The 26,825-nt window shown below is 34.7% G+C and carries 28 protein-coding genes; 5 read left to right on the forward strand and 23 right to left on the reverse strand.

The features are described from left to right. Position 1: 1 nt before the first annotated feature. A complete protein-coding gene (locus AB4Y30_RS14380) occupies positions 2-739 on the reverse strand; it encodes a YveK family protein (RefSeq protein ID WP_368652908.1) in 738 nt (245 codons plus the stop codon). A gap of 157 nt (positions 740-896) precedes the next feature. Here AB4Y30_RS14380 and AB4Y30_RS14385 point away from each other — a divergent pair, with 157 nt between their 5' ends. Together AB4Y30_RS14385 and AB4Y30_RS14390 are read left to right on the forward strand one after the other, a co-directional pair. After that, entirely contained in the window at positions 897-1,694 is a 798-nt protein-coding gene (locus AB4Y30_RS14385; RefSeq protein ID WP_368652909.1) for an SGNH/GDSL hydrolase family protein, read from the forward strand. 17 nt (positions 1,695-1,711) lie between these two features. After that, positions 1,712-2,647: an LCP family protein gene (locus tag AB4Y30_RS14390; RefSeq protein ID WP_368652910.1), complete on the forward strand. Its 936-nt coding sequence runs from the start codon at positions 1,712-1,714 to the stop codon at positions 2,645-2,647. Positions 2,648-2,691: 44 nt separating this feature from the next. On the opposite strand, the gene AB4Y30_RS14395 is transcribed toward AB4Y30_RS14390, so the two are convergent. The 10 genes from AB4Y30_RS14395 to AB4Y30_RS14440 all read right to left on the reverse strand — a co-directional run bounded on the left by AB4Y30_RS14395 (position 2,692) and on the right by AB4Y30_RS14440 (position 12,084). After that, a complete protein-coding gene (locus AB4Y30_RS14395) occupies positions 2,692-2,886 on the reverse strand; it encodes a DNA-directed RNA polymerase subunit alpha C-terminal domain-containing protein (RefSeq protein WP_368652911.1) in 195 nt (64 codons plus the stop codon). Continuing rightward, on the reverse strand, positions 2,876-3,340 hold the full coding sequence (locus AB4Y30_RS14400; protein WP_368652912.1) for a DUF1801 domain-containing protein: 465 nt from the start codon (positions 3,338-3,340) through the stop codon (positions 2,876-2,878). Before AB4Y30_RS14400 ends, AB4Y30_RS14395 begins: the two co-directional genes overlap by 11 nt. Further along, complete coding sequence (locus AB4Y30_RS14405; protein WP_368652913.1) at positions 3,340-3,774, reverse strand: VOC family protein; 435 nt, start codon at positions 3,772-3,774, stop codon at positions 3,340-3,342. Before AB4Y30_RS14405 ends, AB4Y30_RS14400 begins: the two co-directional genes overlap by 1 nt. A gap of 386 nt (positions 3,775-4,160) precedes the next feature. After that, the gene (locus tag AB4Y30_RS14410; protein WP_368652914.1) at positions 4,161-6,764 is read right to left on the reverse strand and encodes an ABC transporter permease; all 2,604 of its coding nucleotides are present in this window, start codon (positions 6,762-6,764) and stop codon (positions 4,161-4,163) included. Next, complete coding sequence (locus AB4Y30_RS14415; protein WP_368652915.1) at positions 6,761-7,444, reverse strand: ABC transporter ATP-binding protein; 684 nt, start codon at positions 7,442-7,444, stop codon at positions 6,761-6,763. Before AB4Y30_RS14415 ends, AB4Y30_RS14410 begins: the two co-directional genes overlap by 4 nt. 215 nt (positions 7,445-7,659) lie before the next feature. Beyond that, a complete protein-coding gene (locus tag AB4Y30_RS14420) occupies positions 7,660-8,679 on the reverse strand; it encodes a sensor histidine kinase (protein WP_368652916.1) in 1,020 nt (339 codons plus the stop codon). A 1-nt stretch (position 8,680) separates the two neighbouring features. Next, positions 8,681-9,364 (reverse strand): response regulator transcription factor, encoded by a 684-nt coding sequence (locus tag AB4Y30_RS14425; RefSeq protein ID WP_368652917.1) that lies wholly within the window; start codon positions 9,362-9,364, stop codon positions 8,681-8,683. 143 nt (positions 9,365-9,507) lie between these two features. Then, positions 9,508-10,587, reverse strand: a complete 1,080-nt coding sequence (locus AB4Y30_RS14430) for a DUF418 domain-containing protein (RefSeq protein ID WP_368652918.1) — start codon at positions 10,585-10,587, stop codon at positions 9,508-9,510. A 58-nt stretch (positions 10,588-10,645) separates the two neighbouring features. Further along, positions 10,646-11,779, reverse strand: a complete 1,134-nt coding sequence (gene tnpB / locus AB4Y30_RS14435) for an IS200/IS605 family element RNA-guided endonuclease TnpB (RefSeq protein WP_368652919.1) — start codon at positions 11,777-11,779, stop codon at positions 10,646-10,648. 89 nt (positions 11,780-11,868) lie between these two features. Continuing rightward, on the reverse strand, positions 11,869-12,084 hold the full coding sequence (locus AB4Y30_RS14440) for a hypothetical protein (RefSeq protein WP_368652920.1): 216 nt from the start codon (positions 12,082-12,084) through the stop codon (positions 11,869-11,871). Positions 12,085-12,251: 167 nt separating this feature from the next. On the opposite strand from AB4Y30_RS14440, the gene AB4Y30_RS14445 reads away from it, so the two are divergent. Together AB4Y30_RS14445 and AB4Y30_RS14450 are read left to right on the forward strand one after the other, a co-directional pair. Next, a complete protein-coding gene (locus AB4Y30_RS14445) occupies positions 12,252-12,965 on the forward strand; it encodes a response regulator transcription factor (protein WP_368652921.1) in 714 nt (237 codons plus the stop codon). Continuing rightward, a complete protein-coding gene (locus AB4Y30_RS14450) occupies positions 12,962-14,689 on the forward strand; it encodes a sensor histidine kinase (RefSeq protein WP_368652922.1) in 1,728 nt (575 codons plus the stop codon). Before AB4Y30_RS14445 ends, AB4Y30_RS14450 begins: the two co-directional genes overlap by 4 nt. 39 nt (positions 14,690-14,728) lie before the next feature. Here AB4Y30_RS14450 and AB4Y30_RS14455 read toward each other — a convergent pair whose 3' ends face one another. The 5 genes from AB4Y30_RS14455 to AB4Y30_RS14475 form a co-directional block, all read right to left on the reverse strand. Continuing rightward, positions 14,729-15,289: a TIGR00730 family Rossman fold protein gene (locus AB4Y30_RS14455; RefSeq protein ID WP_368652923.1), complete on the reverse strand. Its 561-nt coding sequence runs from the start codon at positions 15,287-15,289 to the stop codon at positions 14,729-14,731. A 76-nt stretch (positions 15,290-15,365) separates the two neighbouring features. Beyond that, positions 15,366-15,770, reverse strand: a complete 405-nt coding sequence (locus AB4Y30_RS14460; protein ID WP_368652924.1) for a GyrI-like domain-containing protein — start codon at positions 15,768-15,770, stop codon at positions 15,366-15,368. 172 nt (positions 15,771-15,942) lie between these two features. Continuing rightward, positions 15,943-17,433, reverse strand: a complete 1,491-nt coding sequence (locus AB4Y30_RS14465; protein ID WP_368652925.1) for a serine hydrolase domain-containing protein — start codon at positions 17,431-17,433, stop codon at positions 15,943-15,945. Positions 17,434-17,476: 43 nt separating this feature from the next. Then, a complete protein-coding gene (locus AB4Y30_RS14470) occupies positions 17,477-19,057 on the reverse strand; it encodes an ABC transporter substrate-binding protein (protein WP_368652926.1) in 1,581 nt (526 codons plus the stop codon). A gap of 200 nt (positions 19,058-19,257) precedes the next feature. After that, complete coding sequence (locus AB4Y30_RS14475; RefSeq protein ID WP_368652927.1) at positions 19,258-19,737, reverse strand: Lrp/AsnC family transcriptional regulator; 480 nt, start codon at positions 19,735-19,737, stop codon at positions 19,258-19,260. A 189-nt stretch (positions 19,738-19,926) separates the two neighbouring features. On the opposite strand from AB4Y30_RS14475, the gene AB4Y30_RS14480 reads away from it, so the two are divergent. Continuing rightward, positions 19,927-20,841, forward strand: a complete 915-nt coding sequence (locus AB4Y30_RS14480) for a DMT family transporter (protein WP_368652928.1) — start codon at positions 19,927-19,929, stop codon at positions 20,839-20,841. Between the two features lie 264 nt (positions 20,842-21,105). On the opposite strand, the gene AB4Y30_RS14485 is transcribed toward AB4Y30_RS14480, so the two are convergent. From AB4Y30_RS14485 to AB4Y30_RS14515, 7 genes are all read right to left on the reverse strand, one after another. Then, positions 21,106-21,636: a hypothetical protein gene (locus AB4Y30_RS14485; protein WP_368652929.1), complete on the reverse strand. Its 531-nt coding sequence runs from the start codon at positions 21,634-21,636 to the stop codon at positions 21,106-21,108. A 150-nt stretch (positions 21,637-21,786) separates the two neighbouring features. Next, on the reverse strand, positions 21,787-22,134 hold the full coding sequence (locus tag AB4Y30_RS14490; RefSeq protein WP_368652930.1) for an antibiotic biosynthesis monooxygenase: 348 nt from the start codon (positions 22,132-22,134) through the stop codon (positions 21,787-21,789). Between the two features lie 109 nt (positions 22,135-22,243). After that, complete coding sequence (locus AB4Y30_RS14495) at positions 22,244-23,611, reverse strand: histidine kinase dimerization/phospho-acceptor domain-containing protein (protein WP_368652931.1); 1,368 nt, start codon at positions 23,609-23,611, stop codon at positions 22,244-22,246. Further along, on the reverse strand, positions 23,608-24,276 hold the full coding sequence (locus AB4Y30_RS14500) for a response regulator transcription factor (RefSeq protein ID WP_368652932.1): 669 nt from the start codon (positions 24,274-24,276) through the stop codon (positions 23,608-23,610). Before AB4Y30_RS14500 ends, AB4Y30_RS14495 begins: the two co-directional genes overlap by 4 nt. Before the next feature lie 118 nt (positions 24,277-24,394). After that, positions 24,395-25,123 (reverse strand): ABC transporter permease, encoded by a 729-nt coding sequence (locus AB4Y30_RS14505; protein ID WP_368652933.1) that lies wholly within the window; start codon positions 25,121-25,123, stop codon positions 24,395-24,397. Then, positions 25,123-25,833, reverse strand: coding sequence for an ABC transporter permease (locus tag AB4Y30_RS14510; RefSeq protein ID WP_368652934.1), 711 nt, complete (start codon positions 25,831-25,833; stop codon positions 25,123-25,125). The genes AB4Y30_RS14505 and AB4Y30_RS14510 overlap by 1 nt, the downstream gene beginning before the upstream one ends. Further along, positions 25,833-26,741 carry an ABC transporter ATP-binding protein gene (locus tag AB4Y30_RS14515; protein WP_368652935.1) on the reverse strand — a complete coding sequence of 303 codons (909 nt, stop codon included), beginning with the start codon at positions 26,739-26,741 and terminating at the stop codon, positions 25,833-25,835. The genes AB4Y30_RS14510 and AB4Y30_RS14515 overlap by 1 nt, the downstream gene beginning before the upstream one ends. Between the last annotated feature and the right edge of the window lie 84 nt (positions 26,742-26,825).

Below are 26,825 nucleotides of genomic sequence, written 5' to 3' on the forward strand. Positions count from 1 at the left end.
TTTATCGCCCCCTCTTCCTAGTATTTCTAGTATTTCTGATGTTTTTTCTTTCCTTTTTCATATCCATTTCACTAATCATTCCAATAACAGGTAAGCCTAACAGTTCTTCTACCTCTTTTTCCGAACGGAATGTTTTGTCTAGAAAATCTAATAAGAAGGCCAAGGCAATTCCTAACATTGCTCCAAGCACTAAACCAATTGCTAAATTTATTTTGACATTAGGACTAACTGGCGAAAGACTGTCTGCTATATCAGCAGTCATTAATACGTTAACATTATCAATACTCATTAAACCTTCAATTTTATCAACAAAAGTTTCTGTAATACTATTAGCGATATCTACAGCCTGCTTTGGATCGGTATCTGTTACAGTCAATACCATTACTTTCGAGTTTTGTTCATTACCTATTGATAATTTACTACTTAATCCACTTGCCTTTATATCCAACCCTAAGTCTTCAATTACATCATTTAAAATAACTGGACTTCTTAAAATAACACTATATGTATTAATTAATTGTAAATCAAACTGATTCGATTGTTGAAGCTGACTTGTATTTGATTCTTCTTGTTCGTTATTTACTAATATTTGTGTTGTCGCTTCATATTTTGGTGTTATTACTACAAAAGTTATTAAAGCAGTTAATGCAAGAACTAGGATTGAGACAGTAATAATTAATCCTAGTCTTCGACGTATCGTGCGGAAAATATCCTCTAAACTGATCGTTTCTTCTGTCATGAAAACATACCTCTCACTTTTCTTTTATTGTTCACTATTGCAAAAAAGACATATAACATTTAATATTTTAACATAGGTAGAGAGATTTTGTTAACGAAAATTATCAAATATAACATTTACTTGTAAAATAATCATGACAATTATCGGGGGATTCATAATGAAAAACTTTACTTTGTACACAGCTGCTATTGTGCTGAGTTTGATTGTTATTGTCTTTTCTTATTTTATTTATCAAGAAAAGTTACGGCAAACAGAAAAGAATGCTACAAAAATTGAGGCCACAGATTCAGGAGAAAATGGTAACGAAACAGATGAGCAAGACGACAAAATTAATGAAGATAGTGAAGACAAAGAAGATAATATTGATCTAAACCAATTTATCGCCAATCTACCAGTTAATGTACAAGAGCTTATTTTAAAGCGAGCAGAAGCAGGTGAGAAAGTTAATCTTTTAATTACTGGTTCGAATTCAACTGTTTCCTATGCTAATGCTTTAAATGAAGCTATTAACAATACATATGGAGATCTTTTTGAAGTTACAATTCAACCATTTGGTTCAAATTCCAGCTTATTTATCAACTTACTAGATAGTGAGATTACCTGGAATGAACAGTATGATATTATTTTATTTGAAGCCTTTACTTTGAATGATGTTGGTAATGTTGAATTCGAAACAAGTATATCAATGATCGATCGTTTTGTAGATAGAGCCACTCAAGAAGTTCCAGATAGTATTGTATTGATTCAGCCTGACTTCCCAAATCAAAATAAAGAAAACTATCATGAGCGCATTGAACAATTGAAAGAAGTCTTACAAGAGAAAAATATACCTTATGTAGATCATTGGCAAAATTGGGATATAGAAACAAATTATTTAAATACTGACGGCTCCTTAAATGATGAGGGACAAAGCCTTTGGCAAAACTATCTATCTGAATATTTCACTGCGAATTAGAAAGGAGAAAACAATTCATGGCAGCACAAAAACGTGTACGTAAAAAAAGGAAAAAGTGGCCTTGGGTACTCGGCATTTTTCTCGCTATTATTCTAGCAATTGGCGCATATATTTATCATCTTTATAGCAGTATCGAAAAAAGTATGGAGCAAGCTAATATCTCTTATAAAACTGAAAAAAGAGAGAAGCCTGCTAGTATCACAGAAACCGATTCTGTATCGTTCTTATTACTAGGAGTAGATCAAAGAACGAAAGATCCTGATTCAGGAGTAACAGGTCGTTCTGATACAATTATTGTTATGACTGCAAATCCAAAAACAAATGAAATGAAAATGGTAAGTATTCCTCGTGATACATACACAGAAATTGAAGGTCGAGGCTTGGATAAAATTAATCATGCTTATGCATTTGGTAAAATACCTTTGGCTACAGCAGCAGTGGAGAATTTAATGGGTATTCCAATTGATTATGTTGTATCAATTAATATGGAAGGTCTAATCAGACTTGTCGATGTGGTTGGTGGAATAACAGTAAACAACGATCTAGAGTTTAGTTCCGGTGGTTATAACTTTAATAAAGGTACCATCACATTAGATGGAAAAGCTGCACTTGCATATTCTCGTATGCGTAAAGAGGATCCTCAAGGGGACTTTGGTCGACAAAATCGTCAACGTCAAGTAATTACAGCAATTACAGAAGAATTAATTTCTCCAAAGACATTACTTAACTTTAATGAACTGCTTGATGTATTAGGTAACAATGTCCAAACAAATGTAACATTTGATGATGTGAAGAAACTACAGTCTAGCTATTTAAAAGCATTCCGAAATATGGAACAGCTCTCCTTTACACAAGGTCAAGGACAAATCATTAATAAAATTTGGTACTATATTATGAATGAGTCTGAATTAAGTGAGATTCAAAACGTCTTAAAAACTAATTTAGAATTATAAACAAAAACCGTGCTATCCTGTAAATTTGATAGCACGGCTTCTTTTTATTTTTTAAATGTCAATCCAACTTGCTCTAAAGCTTCTTGAACAACTGGTAATGATTTAGGACCAATCCCATGAAAAGAGAGGAATTCTTTCTCTGTTAAAGTAGCTATCTGTTCGAAAGAAAGTATTTCTGCATGAAGAAGTGCATTACGCGCAGGCTTTGATAGCTTTGCTAAAAATGTTTCATACTCCACTTCTTTTCCTCCCCGCTTCATATGCCTTAATATACTCATCTACTGTTATTTTCTGACATAGTTCTGCGATTAATTCATATGGAATACGTTTTGGATTTTTAAAACGAATACAGCTTTTCCCCATATCTAATTTAGTAGGAACTTGCTTTGCGTATTCTTCACGGAACCATTCTTCTAATCCTTTTTGTGCATAGATCCCCATATGATATAATGCGATATGATTTTTCTGTGAGGCAAGCGCCATAAATGGTAAGGCTTGCCCTTCATTCACATGATAACCAGCAGGATAAGTTTCTAATGGTACAACATAATTTAACATCCCATAAGTAATTTCTTCTTGAAACCCTTCTGGTAAGTTATCTAAAATAATTTGACGTAGCTTTTCTATTACGGGTTTGCGCTCCTCTGGTAGTTCTGCAAGATATTCTTCAGCAGAATTCACATTGTACTGCATTAATCTTCCTGACTCTCTTCCCAAACGCGTATACGTTCTTCATGACTTACTACTTTATGTACTTCATGTAGCATCCAAACATATCCAAACGGATCTCTAAACATTGCGTTCGATAAGCCATAATCCTCAAGTTTTGTTACTTCTTGTACAATGGTGCATCCAGCATTCATGGCTTTTTCATAAGTTTCTTCAATATCTGGAACGGTCACATTAAACCATACGCTTGTAGCTTGATCATCTCTTGGTGCTACTAAATTATATTCTGGGTTTGCATCTAACATATGAAATTGCGTATTAAAGATTTTAAATACAACTTCATTCGTACCTAATTCTAGGTCAGTCACTTCGATACGCTCTATTTCAAAAATATTCTCATATAATGCTAATGCAGCTAAAGAATCTCTTACCACAAAATCTATTTCTACTGCCTTCATTTTTCCACTCCTCTTATATATCTCATTACTGTATTTAGCATACCTTTTTCCAAGCTAAAATTCCATTATTTCAAAAGCCAGCATCTAGGAAGTTTGTTTTTTGTCACAAATTAAGAAAGTTGATGAAATTGTCTGTATCTTATTTTGACGCTTCTCCTTAATACTTATACAATAAGCATATGAACAAAATCTTTCGAAAGATTGTGAAATATGGTGAAAGCGTTTATGGTTAGAGTGGAATATTTTTAATTGACGTAAAACAAGTAATTACAAAAAAATAAAGCTCGATAATATCGTTGCAGATGGCCTAAGGCAAAGGCATTAATCGATCCTTCTTAAGGAATATAGAAACACACTTGAGCCTCTCAGCCCAAGTGTGTTTCTTTCTATATATTCTCCTGTTTCAATGCATCAATAATATTCTCTTTTTTCACTTTTGCACTAGCATAGGTCATGGAGATTAGCACGATCAGGAATACTGCAATTACAGCAAAGAGCATCTCAAACCATGGTAAGGTAAAGCTATAGATAAAGCTTGAGCTTAATGCATGATGAACGAGATACATTGCTCCTATACTTAATGGAATTCCATAAAGTAATGCCTTTATTCCATAAAAAATACTTTCATAATTAATCATTTTATTAAAGCCTTTTGGAGTCATACCGATTGATTTTAACATCCCAAATTCTCTTTTTCTTAAAGCGATACTTGTTGAGATTGTATTTAAAATATTAGCAATGGAAATCAATGTAATTAAAGCAATGAACCCATAAGTGAAAATAGATAGAATTGTTGTAAGCTGCTCATCACTCTGACGGATTTGGTACAAATTAAAAATATTGTGTTCATTCACATCAATTTCTTCTATTTCTTGCTGTGTAGCTACAGGATCTGAACTAGTTAAAAAGAGTCTTTTTAATGGACTATTTAACTTGTCTTTCTGCTCAAATTGCTCAAAGGACTTTTCAGAAACAATGAGATTTAAGTTACCATATCCTTCACTACTCACACCCATTGGTAATTCATCCGTTACTTTAGCAATGTTTACGTCTGCAAAATAGGCATATTCAAATTCATTTTCATGATATATCTCATAATCTAAAGTAATTTTATCTCCTTCTTTTGCATCAATCACTTGTTCTTCTACATATTTTCCTGCATTGACATCTTCGTATTTTGCATTTCCAATTAAAATAGCTTGGTTTTCTTGATTTAATGTATCATACGAAACATCAATTCTTTTTGCATAGTCTTGTAAATAAGTATCATCTAACACATGAAGTACCACAGAATACATATATTTACCATTTTCCTCTGGTGAGCTACTTTCTAGAAGCGATTCAGAGACTTGATCCTTGTCAACTAAAGCCTGCATATAGTGCATACTTATGTGAGTGGATTCCTTTACGTCTTTCAATTCTCTTATTTGCTGAACAAAATTCTCATCTTCATCATTTAGTAAATCAATGTATATATCAAAATTAACATCCTGTTGTGTTAAGGAAAGTGATTTTTTCATATCATTCGTAAAATAGGTTACTGATAAAAATAAAACAAGGCTAATAACTAATGAAAATACTGTTGCTTGGTAACGACGTTTATTTCGTTTTAAGTTTTTCAAGCCTATTTCCGCTTCAATACCAAAAATCTTCCTCACTAATTTTGAAGTTTTTACACTTTTCCCTGATAGCTTAACATCTGTCATTTGTTTAATCGCATCAATTGGTGAAACTTTTGATGCTCTGCGGGCAGGAATAAATGTAGAAATAAAAATCGTGATAATAGACACGATAATTGCAACAATAATAGATCCTGGTGTTACAACGACATTAAGCCCTTCTGCCACACCTAAGGCGGATGCTAAACCACCTTTATAATTATTAATAATTGTAAAGGTTATATACATACCAAGCAGTCCAAATAAGATACCTAATGGGATACTAAAAATTCCTATGACTGCCCCTTCAAAAAATACTGAGTTTCTTTTTTGCTGCTTCGTTGCCCCTACACTTCCTAACATACCTAGATAGCGTGAACGTTCCGCAACGGAAATAGCAAACGCATTATAAATTAGTGATACAGAACCAAGCATGATAATCAGCATAATAACAGCAGATACACCATAAAGAGCTGACTTCATTCCACCATCTCTCATCACACCAGAAAATCGTAGTAAATCAGTATTAAAGCCTACTTCTTCTATTTGATGTTTTTTTGCAAATGCTTCCCCTTCTTCAAAAATAGATGGGGAGAATAGAGAAGAAATTTTATTTAATATGACTGCAGCATTCACTGGATTTTCTGCAGAGATTGTAGTTTCATCTACATAGGTTATTGCAGTATATCCTGGCGACCATGATAGCTCCCATATTGGTGTCTTCATCGTTCCAACAATTGTGTATTCTTGAGGTACTTTATTTTCTAATACTTCGGCAACTTCACCATCAACATCTTTGTTTAAAGAATAGCGCTGATCATATGTCGTTGGTTCTTCATCACCTTCTTCATTAGTAAAATAGCGCTCTCCTATTTCTAAATCAAGTTGATCACCAATCTTCAGCCCAAATGGTAAAACTGTTTCAGGAACGACAATTTCATTTTCCGCCTTTGGCCAGTGACCATCCGCTAATTCTAAAGGATATTTAGCAATTGCTGCATCATTATAACCTTTGATAAACAGATAAGGTTTATTAGGATTTTGACTACTAGCTAATTCTGCATACCCTAAATCTCTTGATAAAAGAACTTCTTTGGTATTTTCTTCTTTTTCTATTGCTTCTATTTGGTCCTGATCTACATCTTTATAAATCGTATGCCATTCTCCTTGCTCCGCTATCGTCTGTCTCTGCAGGAGGTCAAGAAAGGAAACTCCAATGGTTGCTACCGCAGTTAACATGGCTACAGAAATAATGATGCCAATAATCGTCACAAATGTGCGGCGCTTATTTTCCTTTAACTGTCTTAGCGTTATCTTATTGACAATATTCATGAACGAACCACCTCATCTTTTGCGATACGTCCATCTTCTATAGTGATAATACGATCTGCTTGTAGGGCAATTTGTTCGTCATGTGTGATTACAATCAAAGTCTGATTATATGTTTTGTTGAACATTTTTAGAAGCTCAATAATTTCTGCACTGTTTTGGCTATCTAAGTTACCTGTTGGTTCATCTGCAAGCATTAATGCAGGGTTACAAATCAATGCTCTTCCGATTGATACACGTTGCTGCTGTCCACCTGAAAGCTGGTTAGGTAAATGTTTTAGACGTTGTTCTAGGCCTAAATTTCCAACAATATTTTTAAATTGAGTATTATCCACAGAGTGACCATCTAATAATAATGGTAACGTAATATTTTCCTCTACAGTAAGAACAGGAATTAAATTATAAAACTGATAAATCAAACCGATTTGACGACGGCGAAAAATCGCTAGCTGTGTTTCGTCTAAGTTATAAATATCAGTGTTATCAATATAGACCTTCCCACTTGTTGGTCTGTCCACTCCACCGAGCATATGAAGCAAGGTTGATTTCCCCGAACCAGATGGGCCAATAATCGCAACAAATTCTCCTTTTTTCACGGAAAAAGAAACATCATTTAGTGCCTTAACTGCTGTTTCACCTTTACCATATACTTTTGATAAATTTTCTATTTTTAATATATCCATGTTATTACCTCCAATTTGAGCTGTTAAACACAGTATAAAATGGTAAAATGACTCTCCCGTGACTTTAAAGTGACAAAATCGTCACTTTGGAATAAAAAACGTAGAATGCCGAGTGAAATCTCATACTTATTGGGTACACACCATCTCTGTCTAAAAATTATCCTAATCAAAAAAACACCTATCTGCCATTATGTCACAAATAAGTGTTTGAATGATTATTCTTTATGAACAACCTCTTTATGTACATGATAGAGTTTCACATGAAAAGTTGTACCAATTCCCGCTTGGCTAGTAACATCTATTGCGCCATTTTGCTTTGTAATAATCTGATGGGCGATTGCTAATCCAATACCGACACTATTTTCGTTTGCATTTTTCCCTCGATAAAATCGTTTAAAAATATAAGGCAAGTCTTCTTTGGAAATCCCTTGTCCATTATCACGAATAACTATTTCTGTATACAATGGGTTTTCCTCAAAGGATATGGAGATTTTTCCTCCCTCAGCTAAATGCTCGATATTATTTTTCATTATATTTAGCAATGCTTCCTTCGTCCATTTTTCATCTCCTTGGAAGCTAGCCGTTTCTGAGCCATTTATATTTATATCAAGCTCTTTAATTTCTATCGGTATTGCTAGGCTATCTAGGAGAGAATCGATTATATCTTTCACATAAATAGGGTCTTCCTTAAACTGAATGGCACCTGCATCTATTTTTGATAAAGTTAATAACGAACTAACAAGCCATTCAATTCTTTCAAGCTGTGTCTGAATATGATGGACAAATTCAATCCGCTTTTCTTGTGGTAAATTATCTTGTTTCAATAGATCTGTCATAACTGTCATAGAAGTCAACGGTGTCTTAAGCTGATGAGAAATATCAGAAATGGCGTCCATTAACTGTATTTTATCCTCCTGTAGCAAGGATTGATGATCAGACAGCATCTTTGTCACTTTGTATATATCACTCTTTAAAATACTAAGCTCACCTTCATGATTATCACGAACATCTAGTCTATAGTCTCCTGCACTAATTTTCCGTAAATAAGAGGAGAGTTGTTTTATTCTTCGGTAACGCCAATTTGTAAAAATCAGCATTGCTGAAATAAGTAGGATACTTGTAATAGCTACAATGACAACCGCAAATTCTGTATAAAGGCTTGTGAAAATTACTGCCAATAAACTAATAAAGATTATAATAATCAAAAAAACTCGATACTCTTGGTTACGTAACATATTACTCACCCATCTTATAGCCAAGTCCACGAACCGTTTTAATAATCTTTGGCTGTTGTGGTATGTCTTCTAATTTTTCACGTAGTCGCTTGATGTAAACCGTTAATGTGTTATCATTTACAAAATCTCCGGCAATATCCCAAATTTGCTCAAGCAGCTGATCTCGTGACAGTACTTGACCTATATGATTTGCAAAAATAAGTAAGAGACGGTATTCCAATGCGGTTAATATAACCTCTTCCCCTTCCTTATACACTTTTCCTTCAAGTAACAGAATCTTTATATTTTCAATTTCCACAGCAGATGTTGAACTTATATGCTTTTGATAGCGTCGTAAGACTGTTTTAATCCGGGATAGTAACTCACGAATTCGAAATGGCTTCGTAATATAATCATCTGCCCCCATATCGAGTCCCATAACAACATTTACTTCATCATCTACTGCAGATAAGAAAATAACTGGAATATCGCTACGTTCTTTAATTAAACGACATATATCATAGCCACTACCATCAGGCAATGTTAAATCAAGTAAACAAAGGGAAATTTCTGTAAGACTATCCTGAATAAGCACTTTAGCAGAGGCAAGATCCTCACAAATCCAAGTAGTAAAACCCTCTTGTTCAAGTGAATACTGGATACCTGTTGCAATTGTCTTATCATCTTCTACTAATAAGATAACCATATTATTTCCCCCTTATGACGAATGGATTGAATATTATATCATAATATCATTTTATCGAATATATGGAGGATGGTCACTTGATAAGTGCAGGAAAAATTAGACGCAGTAATTTCCCATAATGGTAATCACTACGCCTTCCTTATTTAAGCTTTCGAAGCTTGACAATTCTTATCTCGTTTATTTTTTCCTCGGAAAGAAAAATATGTCCACATTCTCGCAAGATGCTCTAATGGCCCTGTGTTAAACACCTTGAAATACAAGTAGCTTAAAATCATTTGTCCAATAAAAATACCAATTCCTATCAAGAAAGCAGTTGTTACCCCTAGCTTCCCAAACCATCCAAAGCCATATCCGTAGAATATTATCGTACAAATAACAGATTGCAAGATATAATTTGTGAGTGACATCTTTCCAACGGCTTCAAAGTATTTCATATTCTTTCGCAGGGCTACTTGATGATAGATATAAGCAATCAAGCAAATATAACCAAATGATAGGCTATATGTTCCAATAAAAAATACTAAATCGCTTAACCATAATGTCTGCGCTAAAATATGAAGAGATTTCCCAGCAATTCCTATAAAGATAAGCGTACCTGCCAGTAAACCTAAACGCTGGCTACATCCATCTATATTCATAAACCATTTCTTCTTCCCAGCATACATCCCCATTAGAAACATTGGTAACATCATAAATGGTAAGAAAAGCATCGCTATTAGTATTTCTACACCATTAAGGATATCTACTTCCTCATTATTTCGGAAATCCATAATTTCCTGATATGTTCCAGTTCCATAAATTATTTTAGTTTTTTCTACATATGCATAGAGGGATTCTGAATCCTCAAATTCTGTGATATTCTCTTCAAGTGATCCACCAATCCCAATTAATACTACAAAAATTGTCCAAAGCACAATCGCCCAAATAAAAATTGCCTTCGCAGAACGACGTGCAAAAGGGATTAATAATAGCATTAAAACCCCGTAAGATAATAAAATATCCCCTTCCCAAATATATATGCCATGTAAAATTCCCAGTACAATTAAAAATATGGAGCGTCGGAATAAATGACGTTTCACACCTAGTCCACGATTTTCAAAATTATTGGTCATAATAATCATCGAGTAGCCAATTGAACTACCCCCACTTATCGACCTCACGATCTGATGGAAGTGGGAGATTCTTGGGAACAGAGCGTACTTGTGGACGTATTTCTTTGTCAACAGCGGTTTCTCTTATGAACCAAGCTATCCCCGTAGTCCCTACGGTTCTATATTTCATTTAAGCAGAGTTTAAGCTACTTAAACCCTCCGCTAAGATATTTTTACTCGCATTGATATCTCTATCGTGATGCTCATGACAAACAGGACAAGTCCATTTTCTCATGTCAAGCGTTTTCTTGCCAGCTAGCTGTCCACAAGCGAAACATATTTGACTAGACGGAAACCACCTGCTTATTTTTATGATGGTTTTACCGTACCATTTCGCTTTGTATTCTAATTTCGATACAAAAGCAGACCATGATACATCAGAGATTGATTTTGCTAACTTGTGATTACGTAACATTCCTTTGGTATTCAAGTCTTCGATACAGACAATATCGTGGTTTTTGATGATTGCTGTACTTAACTTGTTAAGGAAATCGTCACGTTGGTTCATTACTTTTTCGTGTAATTTAGCAACTTTACGTTTTTGCTTCTGATAGTTTTTGGCATCAAGCAGGTTCATGCCATTTTTCTTCGCCTGTAATGCACGTCTGGAAAGCTTTCGCTGTTCACGTTTTAGTTTCTTTTCCATTTTTGAGGTGAACTTATGATTGTCCATCTTACGACCATCAGAAAGGATAGCAAAGTCAGTGATGCCTAAGTCGATACCGATAGATGATTCCGTTTTCTCCAATGGTTGTACTTCTGTTTCGGCTAAAATGGATACAAAATATTTGCCACTAGGATTACGTCTAATTGTCGCATTTAGGATTCGACCTTCTACATCACGGCTTTTGGCAAAGCGAACAAGACCAAGTTTCGGTAACTTGATTCGATTATCTATAAGAGTAATATTATTATTTGTTTCTTTCGTCGTGTAGGATTGTACGTCATTCTTTTTAGACTTGAAGCGCGGTGCTTTATTTTGTTTCTTGAAGAATCGTGTATATGCATCAGCAAGATTTTTAAGGGAAGATTGAAGGGCAATACTATCCACTTCTTTTAGCCATATTAATTCTTTTTTCAATTTGGTTAATTCGGCAGAACAAGCATGATACGTTAATCCTTTGCCTGTTTCTTTGTATGTTTCGTTCCATTGCCTTAAAAAGTGATTGAATACGAAACGACTGCATCCGATTGTTTTAGCAAGTAGTATTTCCTGTTCTTTGGTAGGATAGATACGGAATTTGTATGCCTTGTGAACGAACATGACCTCACCTCACAGATTAGAATGTATGTTCCCATTTTATCACAAAAGTACGTGTTTTACCAACATTCATCTCCCACTTATTCACTGGGCTATTGTCCTTCTCGTTCTTTGAAGTGGGAGCCTTCTGTCGGAAACACGATAAAGCTATGCATCCACGTATCATAGCTACTTAGCTCAAATAAACTTATTTCCATTGTGCCCCAAAGCCCATATTGAAAAATAAGTAAGTTTGCACTTAAAATGCCAAATAAACTAAAACCGCGAATTCCGTCAATCGTATGTATTCTCCCCTTCATATTTTCCATCTATCTCTCTCCCTTGCCATTCATCTACTAGTAGCTTACAGTGCTAGCTTTACAGATAAGAAAACAAAAACCTTAACAGTACCTTAATTTGCTTGGAATTTGTTAAGCTAAACGTAAAGCTACTATGTTATGATGTGGGAAATCTCAAGAATGATAGAGGTGCAAAAATGAAGGATATTCATATTTTACTTGTTGATGATGAACAATCCATTATACAAATGCTTGAAATGGTATTAAAAAAAGAAGGTTTTTCTCAAATTCATCAAGCTTCAACTGGTGCAAAAGCACTTGATTATATTCGTAAGTATCCTGTTGATTTTATTATTCTAGATGTGATGCTACCTGATACAAATGGATTTGAGCTTTGCGAGAAAATTCGTACATATACAGATGCTTATATTCTATTTTTAACAGCAAAAGTAAATGATTTTGATGTACTCTCTGGCTTTGAAAAAGGCGGCGATGATTATGTGACAAAGCCATTTAATCCCCTTGAAATCATTGCTCGGATTAAGGCATATATGAGAAGACAGCAGCACACACCGGTTGCTGAAACATCCATTCATAAAAAAATTCATGATTTCGGGCATTTTATTGTTGATGAAGATCTCGGGGAATTAATTGTTGACGGTAAGGTTGTTCCTTGTCCTGCACAAGTATTTCTCTTGTTGCTATATTTCTGTAAAAATCCAAACCGCATTCTTACGAAGGAGCAAATTTTCCAAGCAGTTTGGGGAATGGATCATTATATTGATGATAATACCGTGATGGTACATGTTCGCCGTATTCGTGAACGGATTGAAGTGAATCCGAGTCAACCAGAATATTTATTAACGGTTCGTGGACTCGGCTATAAATTAATGAAAGGAAATGCACAATGAAGCTTCAAAGAAGGATAGCGTTTCATTTCACTTTTCAATTTTTTGTTTTATTCGCAGCATTGTTTTTCTTTGTCATCGTGCTTCTCCTTATGATGATTAATTTATTTACTAATGAAGAAATACGAATCAATGCAAAGCAGGGATTAATTTCTAATATCCCCCTAATGGCCACTATTGATGGAGACGAGGTATCTCTTGAGGATAATTGGATTGAGCTTTTAGAAGAGCATGATATGTGGCTACAAATTATTAATGAAGAAGGCGAAGTACTTTCTGAATTCAATACACCCGATGACTTGGCCGAGCATTATACAATCAACGATATTTTACAAATAGAGGAAGAAAAGCAACTTGGAGAATATAATGTTAGCACCTCCTTTTCAACCTGGCTTACGGATTCATATTATTTTTTATTTGGTTTTTATCATCCTGGGGATAAACTGCTTGATAAATGGATCAAACAATATGGAGATCAGAAAACCATTGATGAAGCAGATATTCAAACACTAGAGCAACAATTAACTCCTCAGGATGCAGTGCTCTATATTTATGAAAACAATGAAATTATCCAGTCCGTTGGTGATACTTCACAAGCACCTGAAAATATTCTCGAGCTATTGATGATGATTCATGAACCTGGAGAAAACACTGGAAATATAGCATTTCGCAACTTATCTGAACAAGACACTGCTTGGGTAATACATTTTCCTGCTGACAATAAGCCACAGGAGACAAGATTTTTCAAGCGAGAAACGCAGGTAATCTTATATGCAGGGTTAATCAGTTTAGCAATCGCTGTTTTATTCTCGATTTGGAATGGTTATCGTTATGGGCGACCACTGTATATGATGATGAAATGGATTGGGCGTATTGATGACAGGAAGTTTCAGCTTTTTACCGAAAAGGAAAAACAAAAAGTATTTAAGAAAAATGGAAAAACACGAAGAAAATACCGCTTGTATGAAGAGGTTATTCAGGAACTACAAACAATGTCCGAGAAGCTTACAACTGCTGAGGCAGAACGAACACAGCTTGAACGTACGCGTGAAGAATGGATGGCTGGAATTTCTCATGATATTCGTACACCTCTCTCTTCGATTCATGGTTACGGACATTTGCTTGAAAGTAATCAATATACTTTTTCTCAAGATGAAATTGTTGAGATCGGTAAAACTATTCGTGAAAAAGGCGATCATATCGTACAGCTTGTTAACGACTTTTCCCTTGTCTTTGAACTAAAAAACAATGTCATTAAGCCTGATAAACAAATGATGGACATCAGCCACTTTGTCGAAGAAACTATTCATGCATATCAAAAGGATTTGACGTTACAGAATACTAAGTTTTCTTTCTCAAGTGAAGGTACAGAGCTTTTTGCAGAAATCGATCGAAATCTATTTATTCGTGCGCTTGATAATGTCATTGGTAATGCAATTAAGCATAATCCAGCTGAAACACATATTTCTATCCATGTTGATGTTGCTACAAATCATGATGCTCATACCATTACAATTGTTGATAATGGGATTGGGATGGATGAGGAGGAACTTGCAACGTTATTTGATCGTTATCATCGTGGGACAAATACGAAGGAGCAGAAGGAGGGCTCTGGTCTAGGAATGAATATTACTAAAGGGATTATTGAGCTTCATGGTGGAACAATTGATGTTGAATCAAAGCCAGGTGAAGGTACAAGAATAATCATTCAAATCCCTAAAACTTAAAAATGGATGTCTAGGGAAATCCTAGACATCCATTTTTCATTAATAGGTACGAATTTTTGGTGGTTCATAATTAACGATATAGTCTTCTATTTCTAGTAGAGAATCTGTAACTAGCATCGCTCTTCTACCCTCTACATCTAGAAATCCGTTTTCCACCATATTATTGAAAAAAGCTTCTAAATGATCGTAATAACCATTTACATTATATAAAATGCTTGGATTGAGGTTTTGCCCAATACGCCCCCAGGAAATAACTTCAGCAATTTCTTCAAGCGTACCTGGTCCTCCAGGTAAAGCGATATAGCAATCTCCTAGTTCAATCATGCGATTTTTACGTTCAGACATGGAATCTACAACATCTAATTGTGTTAAATCAGGATGGCTAATTTCGCGATCTACAAGGAAGCTTGGTATAATACCAATTACTTCTCCACCATGGGCAAGTACCTCATCAGCAACAGCCCCCATTAGTCCGACCTTTCCTCCACCGTATACAAGTCTATAATTATTCTTGGCAATCCACTTCCCAAGATTTTTTGCTTCTTTCATATAAGTTGAATCCACACCTGCACTCGCTCCGCAGTATACAACGATATTCAAAATTCTTCTCTCCTTCCACCTTATCATTCTATCATAAATCGGTTACTTGTAAGAGAAATCTGCAAAGCTACAAAGTTTAATTTCCTGTGTCTTTTAATGCTATATATATTTCTACATCTCCATTTGGATAATACTTCTCAAAATCAAAAGTATATGCTCTCTCTAAACTTTGTTCATCTTCTAGCTTCCAAATTTCTGCCCAAGTATTAACAATTCCCATCTCGTCAGCCTTATCTACTTGAAAAACTTTAAAATTGAGCCGCTCAGGTATTTCCAAATCTCCATCCTCTGCTTCTATCCCAACAGCTAAACTATAATCCCCTTTATAATCAGCTTGATAATCAAAATATACTCCATATTTAATTACATCTTGATCATTAATTTTTTCAGATGCCTCTCTCCAAAGCTTGGTGATTTTATCAAGCATTTGTTTATCATTAAAGTTATTTGTGCGAATTTGATGTGCTATTTTCAATTTCATATTATCTCTCCTCGTTCATTATCTATAACTACATCCTCTATCTATATCTTAAGTTGAAACGAGGTATTTTACTAGAAATTCAATTTTAAATCATTCCCACAAGGAACCAAAAATGACTTGCACCCCATAAAATCTGAGCACAAGCCATTGTCTTGTTTAAGCTATTAATATATTATTCTTGCACCCCAATAATGAGTGGGCGATCTAAATGTCTTTTTACATTGGAATGTCTTCTGAAGATTAGTTTATTTCCTTCAAAATGACATGTTACTGTGTCAGAGAAAGGCATATTATGATATGTCCAAGTCATCACAAATGTTTTCTCATTTTCCCAAACACCTCTTGCTGTAGCAGTTAAATCATCTGGTTGCTGCATATGGTGAATGATTGCCCCTGGCATTGAAGTTGGTTCTTGAATCCATTCGCCAATTCCACAACGGATTGTATGTGCTCCTGCATCATCTTCCATCGTAAATAAACATTCATCATTTGAAAAATCAAACTGGATCGTATGGATGCCATCTCCATTTGCTTTCATTTGATACTTTTTGCCAGATACTTTCTCAGCAGTTACAGATGAAGAATGAGGTACTGCTGGGAATAGAGATAAATTCTCTAAGTTCTCTTGTAATTGTTCATATGCAGCTGTGTCTTCTTCTAATGGACTAGATTGGAAAGCCGGATATAAATGCTCCCAAATCAATCCAATAACATCTTCACCTTGATCCATACCAGCAGTAATTGCAATTACTGTATTTTGGTGTGGTAACATAATAGCTGTTTGTCCAAAGGCACCATTTGCACGATATACTCCATGATGAGAAACCCAGAACTGGAAGCCATATCCTTGTTGTCTTGGCTCTTTATCTAAGTGAGCTGTAGATACTTGATAAGTTGTTGCTTGATCAATCCATTCTACTGGAAGGATTTGCTCTCCTTCCCATTTTCCTTTTTGTAAATAGAATTGGCCGAATTTCGCTATATCTTCCGTAGAAAAACGAATTCCCCAACCACCTGTGTTATTACCTTCTGGATCCTTGTCCCATGTGTAATTTTCAATTTTGATTTTATCAAATAATCGTGGCTTTAAATAATCACTAATTGGTAAACCTGTAACCTTTGTAACGATTGCAGATAACATATGACTAGAGCCACTGTTATATACAAAATGTGTCCCAGGTGCATAAGTTAACGGAAGCTGTAAGAATTCCTTCACCCAGCTCGTTTTCTTATGACTCCAAATAAGGCTTCCAGAAATATTTTCAATATAACCAGATGTCATTGTAAGTAGATGTCTAACCGTCATAGAAGCCATCTTTTCATCCATATCTAAATCGCTATGTTCTGGGAAGAAGGAAACCACCTTATCATCTAGAGATAATAATCCTTCTGATACCGCAAAACCTACTGCAGTAGAAGTCACACTCTTAGATAATGAAAACATGAAATGCTTTGTTTCAAGCTCATATGGTGACCATGCACCTTCTGTAATCACTTTTCCGTTACGAAGGATCATTAAACTGTGTAGCTCTAGCTTCTCTTTCTTCACACCGTCAAGAAAAGCTTGAATCGCATTAGAGGAAATTCCCTCTGCTTCTGGAGTACTTCTATGAAAGCAATTATTTTCGTCTAGTTCATGTGCTGGTACAGTAAAATTACTCATTATTTAGCCTCCTATTATTTTAAAAACACAAAGTTGTGAACCCTTATTCTGTAAATCCTGTATTCCAGAACATTAGTCCGTCCATCCACTCGATACCTTGTATATTTGAACGATATGCGTAAAGTGCATTTCCGTCACCAATCTTGATAATTGGTAAATATTCTGTATACCACTCTTGTAAATCATCATATAAATCAATAGCACTCTCAAGGTTTGGTTGTCCCCAGAAATCCTGTAATAGCTCTTCTAGCTCTGGGCTATCTGTCCAACCAGAATAGCTACTCTTCATAAATAAAAGTGATGTTGGCTCTGATCTTGGTGTATCTGACTTCATATATAAATCATAAGCATTTTCATCATCTCGTAATTCAGTAACTGTTGCTGAATCATATACTGCTAACTTCGTATTGATTCCCATTTGTTCTAACTGCTCTTGAAGCACTACAGATGCATTGTAAATATAATCATGATCTCGCCCTACCATGAGTGTGATTTCCTCACCATCATAGCCTGCTTCCTCTAATAATTGCTTCGCTTCTTCTACATCATTTTGATTAAATAAATCTTTTCCAATATCGCTATACCACTGTTCCTCTTGATGATACATCATTAAATGATGCGTAAAGCCATAATATTCAGGATTAGCGAATGAAGCTAATAAAATATCATCATTATTAATACCTACCGCTATTGCTTTACGTGCTACTGGGTCTGCGAATAACCCCTTTTTCTTGTTAAAATATAAGCTCATTCTCATATCTGGTGCTGAATCAATGACAATATTTTCATCATTTTTAATCTGATCAATTCCATCAAATGAAACGCTTGAAGCAACATCATATTCCCCTGTCATTAATCCAGATAATGTTGTATGTGAATCTGATACATAATGGAAATATAAATCATCTACTAATGCTTCTTTTTTCCCCGCTAATTTATCAGATGGTTCATCAAGTGCTACGTAATCATCAAACTTCGATAGATGAATGTATTGGTCTTGTTTCCATTCTTCAAATTGAAATGGACCTGTTCCGATATATTCACTTACATTTTCATCACCAGCAGCTTCAGCAATTTCTGCCGGCATAATAGATGCTAGATTTGCTCCATTAAATGCTAGAATTGCTAATGTAATAGATACTGGGGATTGTAGCTCTAATTGAACTGTTTGATCGTCAATCTTCGTAAATACAGCGTCAGTGAATGTTTCTTTTCCTGCTCCTGAATTCTCTAACCAACGATTCATGGAAGCAACGACATCATCTGCTGTCATTTCTTCACCATTATGGAATTTTACTCCCTCACGTAGATGGAATGTGTATGTTAATCCATCTTCACTTTCATCCCAAGATTCTGCAAGCATTGGAACCACATTATAATCAGAATCATACGTTACTAATGTTTCAAAGATATGTCTTGTCACTTCAACTGTTGAACGCATTGTAGTTAAGTGATTATCTAAAGTAGGTGGCTGAGAAGGAAATGCTAAATTTAATTCTCCACCACTTTTAATTTCGTCTTGTGAATCTCCGTTCTCATCTGCATTATCAGAATCTGAACATGCGATTAACACAAGTAAAAGCATAAATGCCCCCAAAAATTTAAATAAATTAGATCGTTTCAATCTGCTTCCGCCTTTCTAGTTTTTCTTTGTTGTTCGTTACTGTATAGATAATAAAAAGTTATGATTAATTACGCTTAAAATCCCCTCTTTTTGAACGGCCTATTTAAGCGAATAGTCTGTCAATTACTCTTTATAAATTATCCACAATTTCAAAACTAACATGACCTATTTAGAAATGTCAAATAGGTCAATTATCACAGTTAATTTTGAATAATCGGTAAAATTGTAGAGTTTTTTACTTCCCTTACTGATAGATTCGTAAGTATACGTGAAATCCCTAATTTATTAAGCTTACGAATAAATTGATCAAGGTTATTACGATCGTGAATGACTACTTTCAACAAATAATCATACTCCCCAGTAATACAATGACATTCCAGTATTTCTGGTAATTTTTGGAGCTCAGTCTCCAGTTCATCTAGCTGACTCATTTGATGAATATGCGTATTAATAAATACATAACAAAGCAGATCAAATCCTAATTTTTCCTGATTTAAAATAGCTATTTGCCATTTAATAAAACCTTCTTTTTCTAACCTTTTTACACGTGCATGTGTTGCTGGCGAAGATAGATTCACTCTTCTTGCTAGCTCTGCATTGCTAATCTGTGATTCTGTTTGAAGTAAATCAAGAATTTGAAGATCAATATGATCTAATATTTTATGGACTGCTGATTCCATGAAAATTCCCCCTTAATAAGCTTCCGAAATTAATCTTTCTTCCATTCCTTTTATTAATATTATTTCTTGAATCATACCATAAACTTAAATTCATTTCGTTTTTATCTATTTATCTATAATAATATTCCGTCTATACCTTTTACAGCTTATAATAGATAACATATGACAGCGTAGGAGGAAGACATCAATATGATCAATAAATATGTAATCATCGTACTTTTTACAAGTTTGCTATGGGGAGGTAACTTTGTTGTAAGTAAGATACTTGTCTCATATACTGACCCAGTAACTTTAACTACTTTACGTTGGATTGTCGCAATGGTTGTTCTCCTACCAATTGTATTATGGAAGGAAAAGAAATTTCTTCCACATAAAAAATCAATTATCCCCCTTATCATTATGGGGATAACCGGAGTTATATTTGTGAATATATTCCAGTTTATTGCACTAGAACATACTTCAACAACAAATGTAGGATTGATATCCACATTAAATACTATTTCTATTGCTTTCTTTGCTTTTATATTTTTACGCGAAAAAATAAACCATTACCAAATGGGAGCAATCATGATTTCATTAATTGGAGTTATTTTTGTTATTTCTCAAGGGGATTTAAAGTTTTTATTAACATTAAACTTCAATATTGGAGATTTATGGATGATGGGAGCAGTACTGTCTTGGGGGATGTACTCAGCATGTAGTAAATGGGCAATGCGCCACACTTCATCCTTATTATGTACATTTTACTCAGGAGTAATTGGACTTGCACTATTATTACCGTTTAGTGCTTCTTCACTCTCTGTATCAACAATTGATACATCCTTTGTCTTTGCACTATTATATACCGGAATTATTTCAACAATTGTTTGTATGCTCCTTTGGAATATTGGAATTCAAAATCTAGGTGCATCTAGAGCTGGAGTTTTTCTCAACTTCAACCCTGTTTTCACATCCATTTTAGCGTTTATTTTCTTAGACGAGAAATTAACATGGATGCAATTTGTCGGTGGTCTTATCGTTATTTGTGGCTGTTATTTATTCTCCTATTTTCAAAAGCACAAGTTCCCAATATTATTCCGCCGTGTCCGAGTAAGGAAAGTATAGAAAGTTTGTAAATGAGAGATTGGAAGCTTTCCACTCTCTCATTTTGATTTCTTCAATGTACTTTTTTTGCTGGTCTTTTTAGTTGTATTCTTTAATGCTTGTCTAATCCCACGTTTTGCACTCATTTTGAAGATTCTTTTCCAATTCAATGATTTCATTGTTCATCATCCTTAATTACTTCTCGTTTTCTATGTATACCCTTCTTTTTCTTAAGAAAAACAAAGCAGACACTCTCATCAAATGTCTGCTTTACTCATCAAATAATTAAAATTGCACTTTAACTGGGTGGTCTTCTGTGTAATCAAAGTTTTCAAAGCTGAAAATGTGTAAAGTCATTTCGAAGTTTTCCTTCATTTCTGGAAAGTCATAGCTCTCCATGTTCAGAATTTGAAGCACTGCTTTTGCCTTTTTTCCAGGAGCAATATCTTGACTCATCGCAAGGATGGTTTCGTCAATCATTTCTCCGTCTGCTGATACAGAACGTGCTTGCACTTCAATATTATGGTCAAGCTTATTCTCTACTTCAAAGACCACATTGTAAACTTCGTCAAAAAAGATATCCTCTTTTCTCTCGATTTCTACTAATGTTGCATGCACATTATCATTATCTACTATTACTTCATTCACTTCTTTTACTTCGTCTTGAATTTCTTCATCTTCATTAGAATCAGGTTTCTCATCTGGTTCTGTTTCATTTTCATTGTTATTTGTATGCTGATCGTCATTATTTTCACCACACGCAGCTAAGATAAGTAAGCCTAAAATGAACATTATTAAAACTAATTTTCTTTTCATAAATAAATCCTCCAAAAACATAATGCCATTCATTAGCGTATCATATTGATTCTTTTATTCAAGAATTCTAAACCTAATCTAAATGATATACAAGTATTTTTTAGAAAATTTTGTGACGAATTATTCACAGTTATATTATGAAAAACACGACTACACTTCAAAATATTGATTGGAGTCTGTTGGTGCTTCTTGACGATCTTTTTCTGTATAAGATCGAATTGTTTTTGTAACTGTAATACGATAACTTTCAAAAATAGCGTCACGTCCTGAAGCTTGACTATAGCGATGAACTTCTAGATTACGCCATTTCTGTACTGCTTCTTCATTTTCCCAAACTGACATGCTAAGCAGTTTTCTTTCCTCAACAATGCTCGAAAATCTTTCTGCCCGAATAAATCCAGGAGATTTCTCTAAATGCTCCTTTAATTCAGAAGCAATTTGTAAATAATCTTCTTTTCTTCCTTCATTTAAAATAACTTCAAATAATACAATAACCATTATGTTTATTCCTTTCTCCATTAAAGCCCTATAGCCTTTTCTCTATGTTTTAAACCTCTATATTAATTACACAGACCAATCATAAAATCCTCTTTTAAGAAATTAACTTCTATTTATGCGTAGTTTTTCCTCTAATAATTTTTATAATCGTGCCTTGTTTATTTGAGATAATTTCCCAGTTTAGTTGCATACCTTTTACCATCATATCAACAATGGACAAACCAATTCCTGCTCCTTTTTGTTCTGTAGCTCCCTGTATACCTTGACCTTTGTCTATAATCAAAAAAGCATCGTATGTTTTTGTCGATTTCGTACGTACTCCCACATATTTTGCATCTCGAGCATGTCGTAATACATTCTGCAAGAGATTGTCTAAAATACGACTAAACCATAAGGGATCAATTTCCCATGTATTTTGCTCAAAAGGTTCTATTTCAATATCAACCTCAAACCCTTCTTTTTCAAAAACAGGGTACCAGGTTGCTAAGTGTTCTCGCACATATCTGGTAATATTTACTTTTTCTATTTCCTTTTTGTATTTACTTGCCATCAGCAATGTATAGGACATCAGATTTTCAATTAATTTATCTACTGCTTCAATGGATTTAGATGCTGATTGTAATGCATGTTTTGCTTCCTCTGGTAAATCCATTCTCTGTAGAGTAAATGTTTGTGCGTTTATTTTGGTTAATGGTGTACGCAAATCATGTGATAAATTAGCAATTAACTCTTTGCGAAGCTGCTCTTCTTCTTGTTCCCGTGCTTTACTTTCCCGTAATTCCTGTACCATGCGATTAAAAGTTTTTTCCAAATCTCCTATTTCATCCTGTTTCTTTTCTTGAATTAGAATTGGCAAGCCGTCAACATCACGAATTTCCATTGCTTCTTGTAGAAAAACTAGTCGCTTTTGGATTCCTTTGAAAAACCATAGTGAAATAAGAATAAATGAACCGACTACAGCAATTGTCAATGAAATAATGATCCAGCCGTATTTTTCATTTAATGCCTGGCCTTGTGACTTTATCTCATCTCGAGGTAGTTGAAAAACAATGAAGCCATCTTGCTCAGCTTCTCCTACAAAAGCAACGACAGTAAATGGGTCATTATCATAATGACTTTTCAAAAATTGTGCTGTATAGCTCACGTCCCATTCCTCGGCCAATTCTTCCTGCACATTATGCTGAGTCTTTAAGACTCCTTCTCCATTCACCCAAAACATGCCTGCTTTTGAATAATTCTCCTGCCAATCCTCAAATATTTGGGTAATATCCTCTTCCGATAAGTTCTTATTTGCCTCTTCATGCCATTGTTCTTCGATTTCTTCAAAGCTTCTGTTTCTTTGCGCTTGTTCTGAGTCATCTTCATATATATTAAAGAATATAATAATAATAGTAAGGTATGCAGATTGCAGTAGAAAAAGCGCAATAAAAATAATTAATATATATTTCGCTAATAGAGATTTTAGAAATCGTTTCATTGCTTCACCCGATAGCCAATCCCACGAATGGTCTCAATAATAACTGGTTTTGCTGGATTTTCTTCAATTTTTTCACGTAAATACCGAATATGCACCATTAATGTTTTATCCCCTTCAATAAATTGCTCGTCCCAAACCCCTTCATATAGCTGTTCTTTCGTTAAGATTTGATTTAAATGACGGAGGAAATATTGGAAAAGTTGAAATTGTTTACCTGTCAGTAAAATTTCTTCCTGTGTATTTTTATTTGTAATTGCTAAGGTCTTCATATCTATTTGCAAGTGCCCAACCTCTATCATATCTTCATGCTTCTGAAAACGACGTAATAATACCTCAATACGTGCAATTAATTCATCTGGATGAAATGGCTTTGTCACATAATCATCTGCAAAGCTCAAGCCTTCTAGCTTATCTTCTACAGCAGAACGAGCAGATAGCATGATGATAGGAATGTCTTGATTTATCTTTTTGATTCTTTTACCAATGGAAAATCCGTCTAATCCAGGTAACATAATATCCAGTATAGCAAGGTCAACATCTGCTATTTGTTCCTCTAACTGTTCACCTGAGGTCAGCCAACTTACTTCATATCCTTTGTCAGTAAGCTCAGCTGTTACCCAGCTGCCAATTTCCTGCTCATCTTCTATATATAATATCTTTGCCATTTCTTTCCCTCCTTACTTTTCTATTATAACTTTAACATCCTGTAGAGATACAGAAGCACTTTTTCCTATTAATAGGAAAAAAGGAATAACAGTATATCCCTGTTACTCCTCTCTCGTATTAGACCGCTTTTCGCTGTAAATAAAGGTAGCCAGCTATAAAGAACAGAAGGAAACTTCCCCCAACAGCAGTTAATACTTGTTCCCATGGCACAAAAAAGAAATCTTCTGCACTTCCTCCAATATTCATCATTAGAAAAGGCTGTGACCAAGGATAAAATGGACTAAACTTTTCTGAATTAAGTACTAAAATATTTGGGATGGTAAAAATTACATTGATAGCAAATGGCATGGCAAAGCTGTTAAAGATTAAAGAAAACCATAGCTGTAATGCAATGAGCGGAAAGGTTGCTACCCAACCTCCGAGAATAGATTTCCAGACAATATCCATTGGAAAAGGGTCCGTAATAGCCCCAATAGTTCCGACCAAATAAATAGATCCTAGATATAATAGCTGCATCACTAACATCATAAGAATCAATACTAGAAATTTAGCCAGATAAACATTTCCTCTTGTCACAGGTAGTGCTAAAAGCTGTTTCCAGCCACCTTCTTGATGCTCATAGCGACATATCACTGCTGCGAAAACACCAGTAATCAATGGGAGCAATAAAACGCCATACGAAAAGTTCATCATAACTATCTTTCCATACCACTCATTTATACCTTCCATTCCAGGTATCGAACCAGCTAAACCACCTAACAGGCCAATGAGTGGAGCTACTAGTAAAAGAGATAACACCTTGGATTTTCGTAATTTAAACCACTCAGAACTCATAAGTCCTAGCATTACTTCACATCCCTTCTTTTAAAATCAGTCATTCCAAGTACATACAATAAGAACCCAAAACCAATTCCTAACAAGACATTTATATAAGAATGTCCCCAATCATTTGATAATGTTGGCCATGTCCAAATCAACCAATCAGGTAATCCAGGCGCTGAATATGCTAGTATTACACCGACTACCCCTAGTGTTATTGGAATAGCCTGATTCTTAGAGATAATTGCTATCCAAAGCTGTAATCCAAGTACTGGCAATGCCGCAAAGAAAGGAAAGAAGCTATATTCCAACAATCGTAAATATGGAATATCCTCTCCTAATCCTAATGTCATTCCATAGCCAAGTGTAAATAGAAATAGGAGTATAGAAGAAACAAATAATATACAGCTAATCACTGTGAATTTTGATAAATAAACTGCTCGCTTTGATACTGGCATCGCAACTAACTGCTTCCAAGCATTAGTTTCGTCTTCAATACTAGCAATAAACGAAGTTAAAATGACAATACCTAAGACGATTGCAAGTGTAGTAAACGAATTAATATTCAAAATATAGTAAAGCCAGCGATCATCCATTTGCTGGAACAAATAATCTTTTCTTACTCCATAATTGACCATCTGCAAAGCAACTACTCCAAATGGTCCAATCAGGGATAAGAGCCACATTCCTTTTCTCCTGATTTTCAGAAAATCTGCTTTAATCAATGGAAAAATCATTATGCATGCTCCTCCCTCGTCATCTCTAAGAAGATATTTTCTAGAGAGCGTTTCTCCTCCTGCACACGATAAATCGAGAAGCCTTGTTGAACAAGGTAACGAACAACAATAGCTAATTGCTCATCATCTTCTACTTGTAAAGCAATATTCTCATCTTGTAAATCAGCCTTTTGCCCATTAGCTAGTAAGGCACGCCATGCTCCTTCATTATCATTAACTCTTAATTGAATAGAAGCTTGAGCAAATTTGCGCATCTCTTCAATCGAATCCTGGAAAATTAGTTTCCCTTTTGAAACCACTCCAACTCTAGTAGCCATCTGGTCAATTTCTGACAGTAAATGACTAGATATAACCACTGTCATTCCATATTCTTTTGGCAAACGTTGGATTAATTGTCTCATTTCAATAATTCCAGATGGATCCAGCCCATTTGTAGGCTCATCCAATATTAGTAATTTCGGCTGATGAAGCATAGCAGCAGCAATACCTAATCGTTGCTTCATCCCTAAAGAGAAGCCTTTTACTTTCTTATTGCCAGCTTCTTGTAGGCGAACTAGCTTTAATACTTCATTAATTCTTTCCTTTGGTACACGCAAAATTTTACGGCTAGCTTCTAAATTTTCTCTAGCTGTTAAATGTGGATAATAGGATGGGTTTTCTACTAATGATCCCACATTTTTCAGAATACCTATTCGATTGCTTTTCATATCTTCTCCAAATAAATGTACAGAACCAGACGTCGGTTTCATTAATCCAAGTAACATACGAATTGTCGTAGTTTTACCTGCTCCGTTTGGCCCTAAAAAACCATAGATTTCACCTCTTGGTATTTTCATTTCTAAATTTTTCACTGCTTGTTCTTTTCCAAAGCTTTTCGTTAAACGTTTTGTTTCAACGATATATTCCATCTTTATCACCTCTATATTCTAAGATAGAGGTCTAAGGTTAAAAGGAAGGGTATACTTTGTTTAAAGTTTGTTTAAATCCATTAA

This window comes from Ornithinibacillus sp. 4-3 (genome assembly GCF_040958695.1).
Classification (GTDB): Bacteria; Bacillota; Bacilli; order Bacillales; family Amphibacillaceae; genus CALAMD01.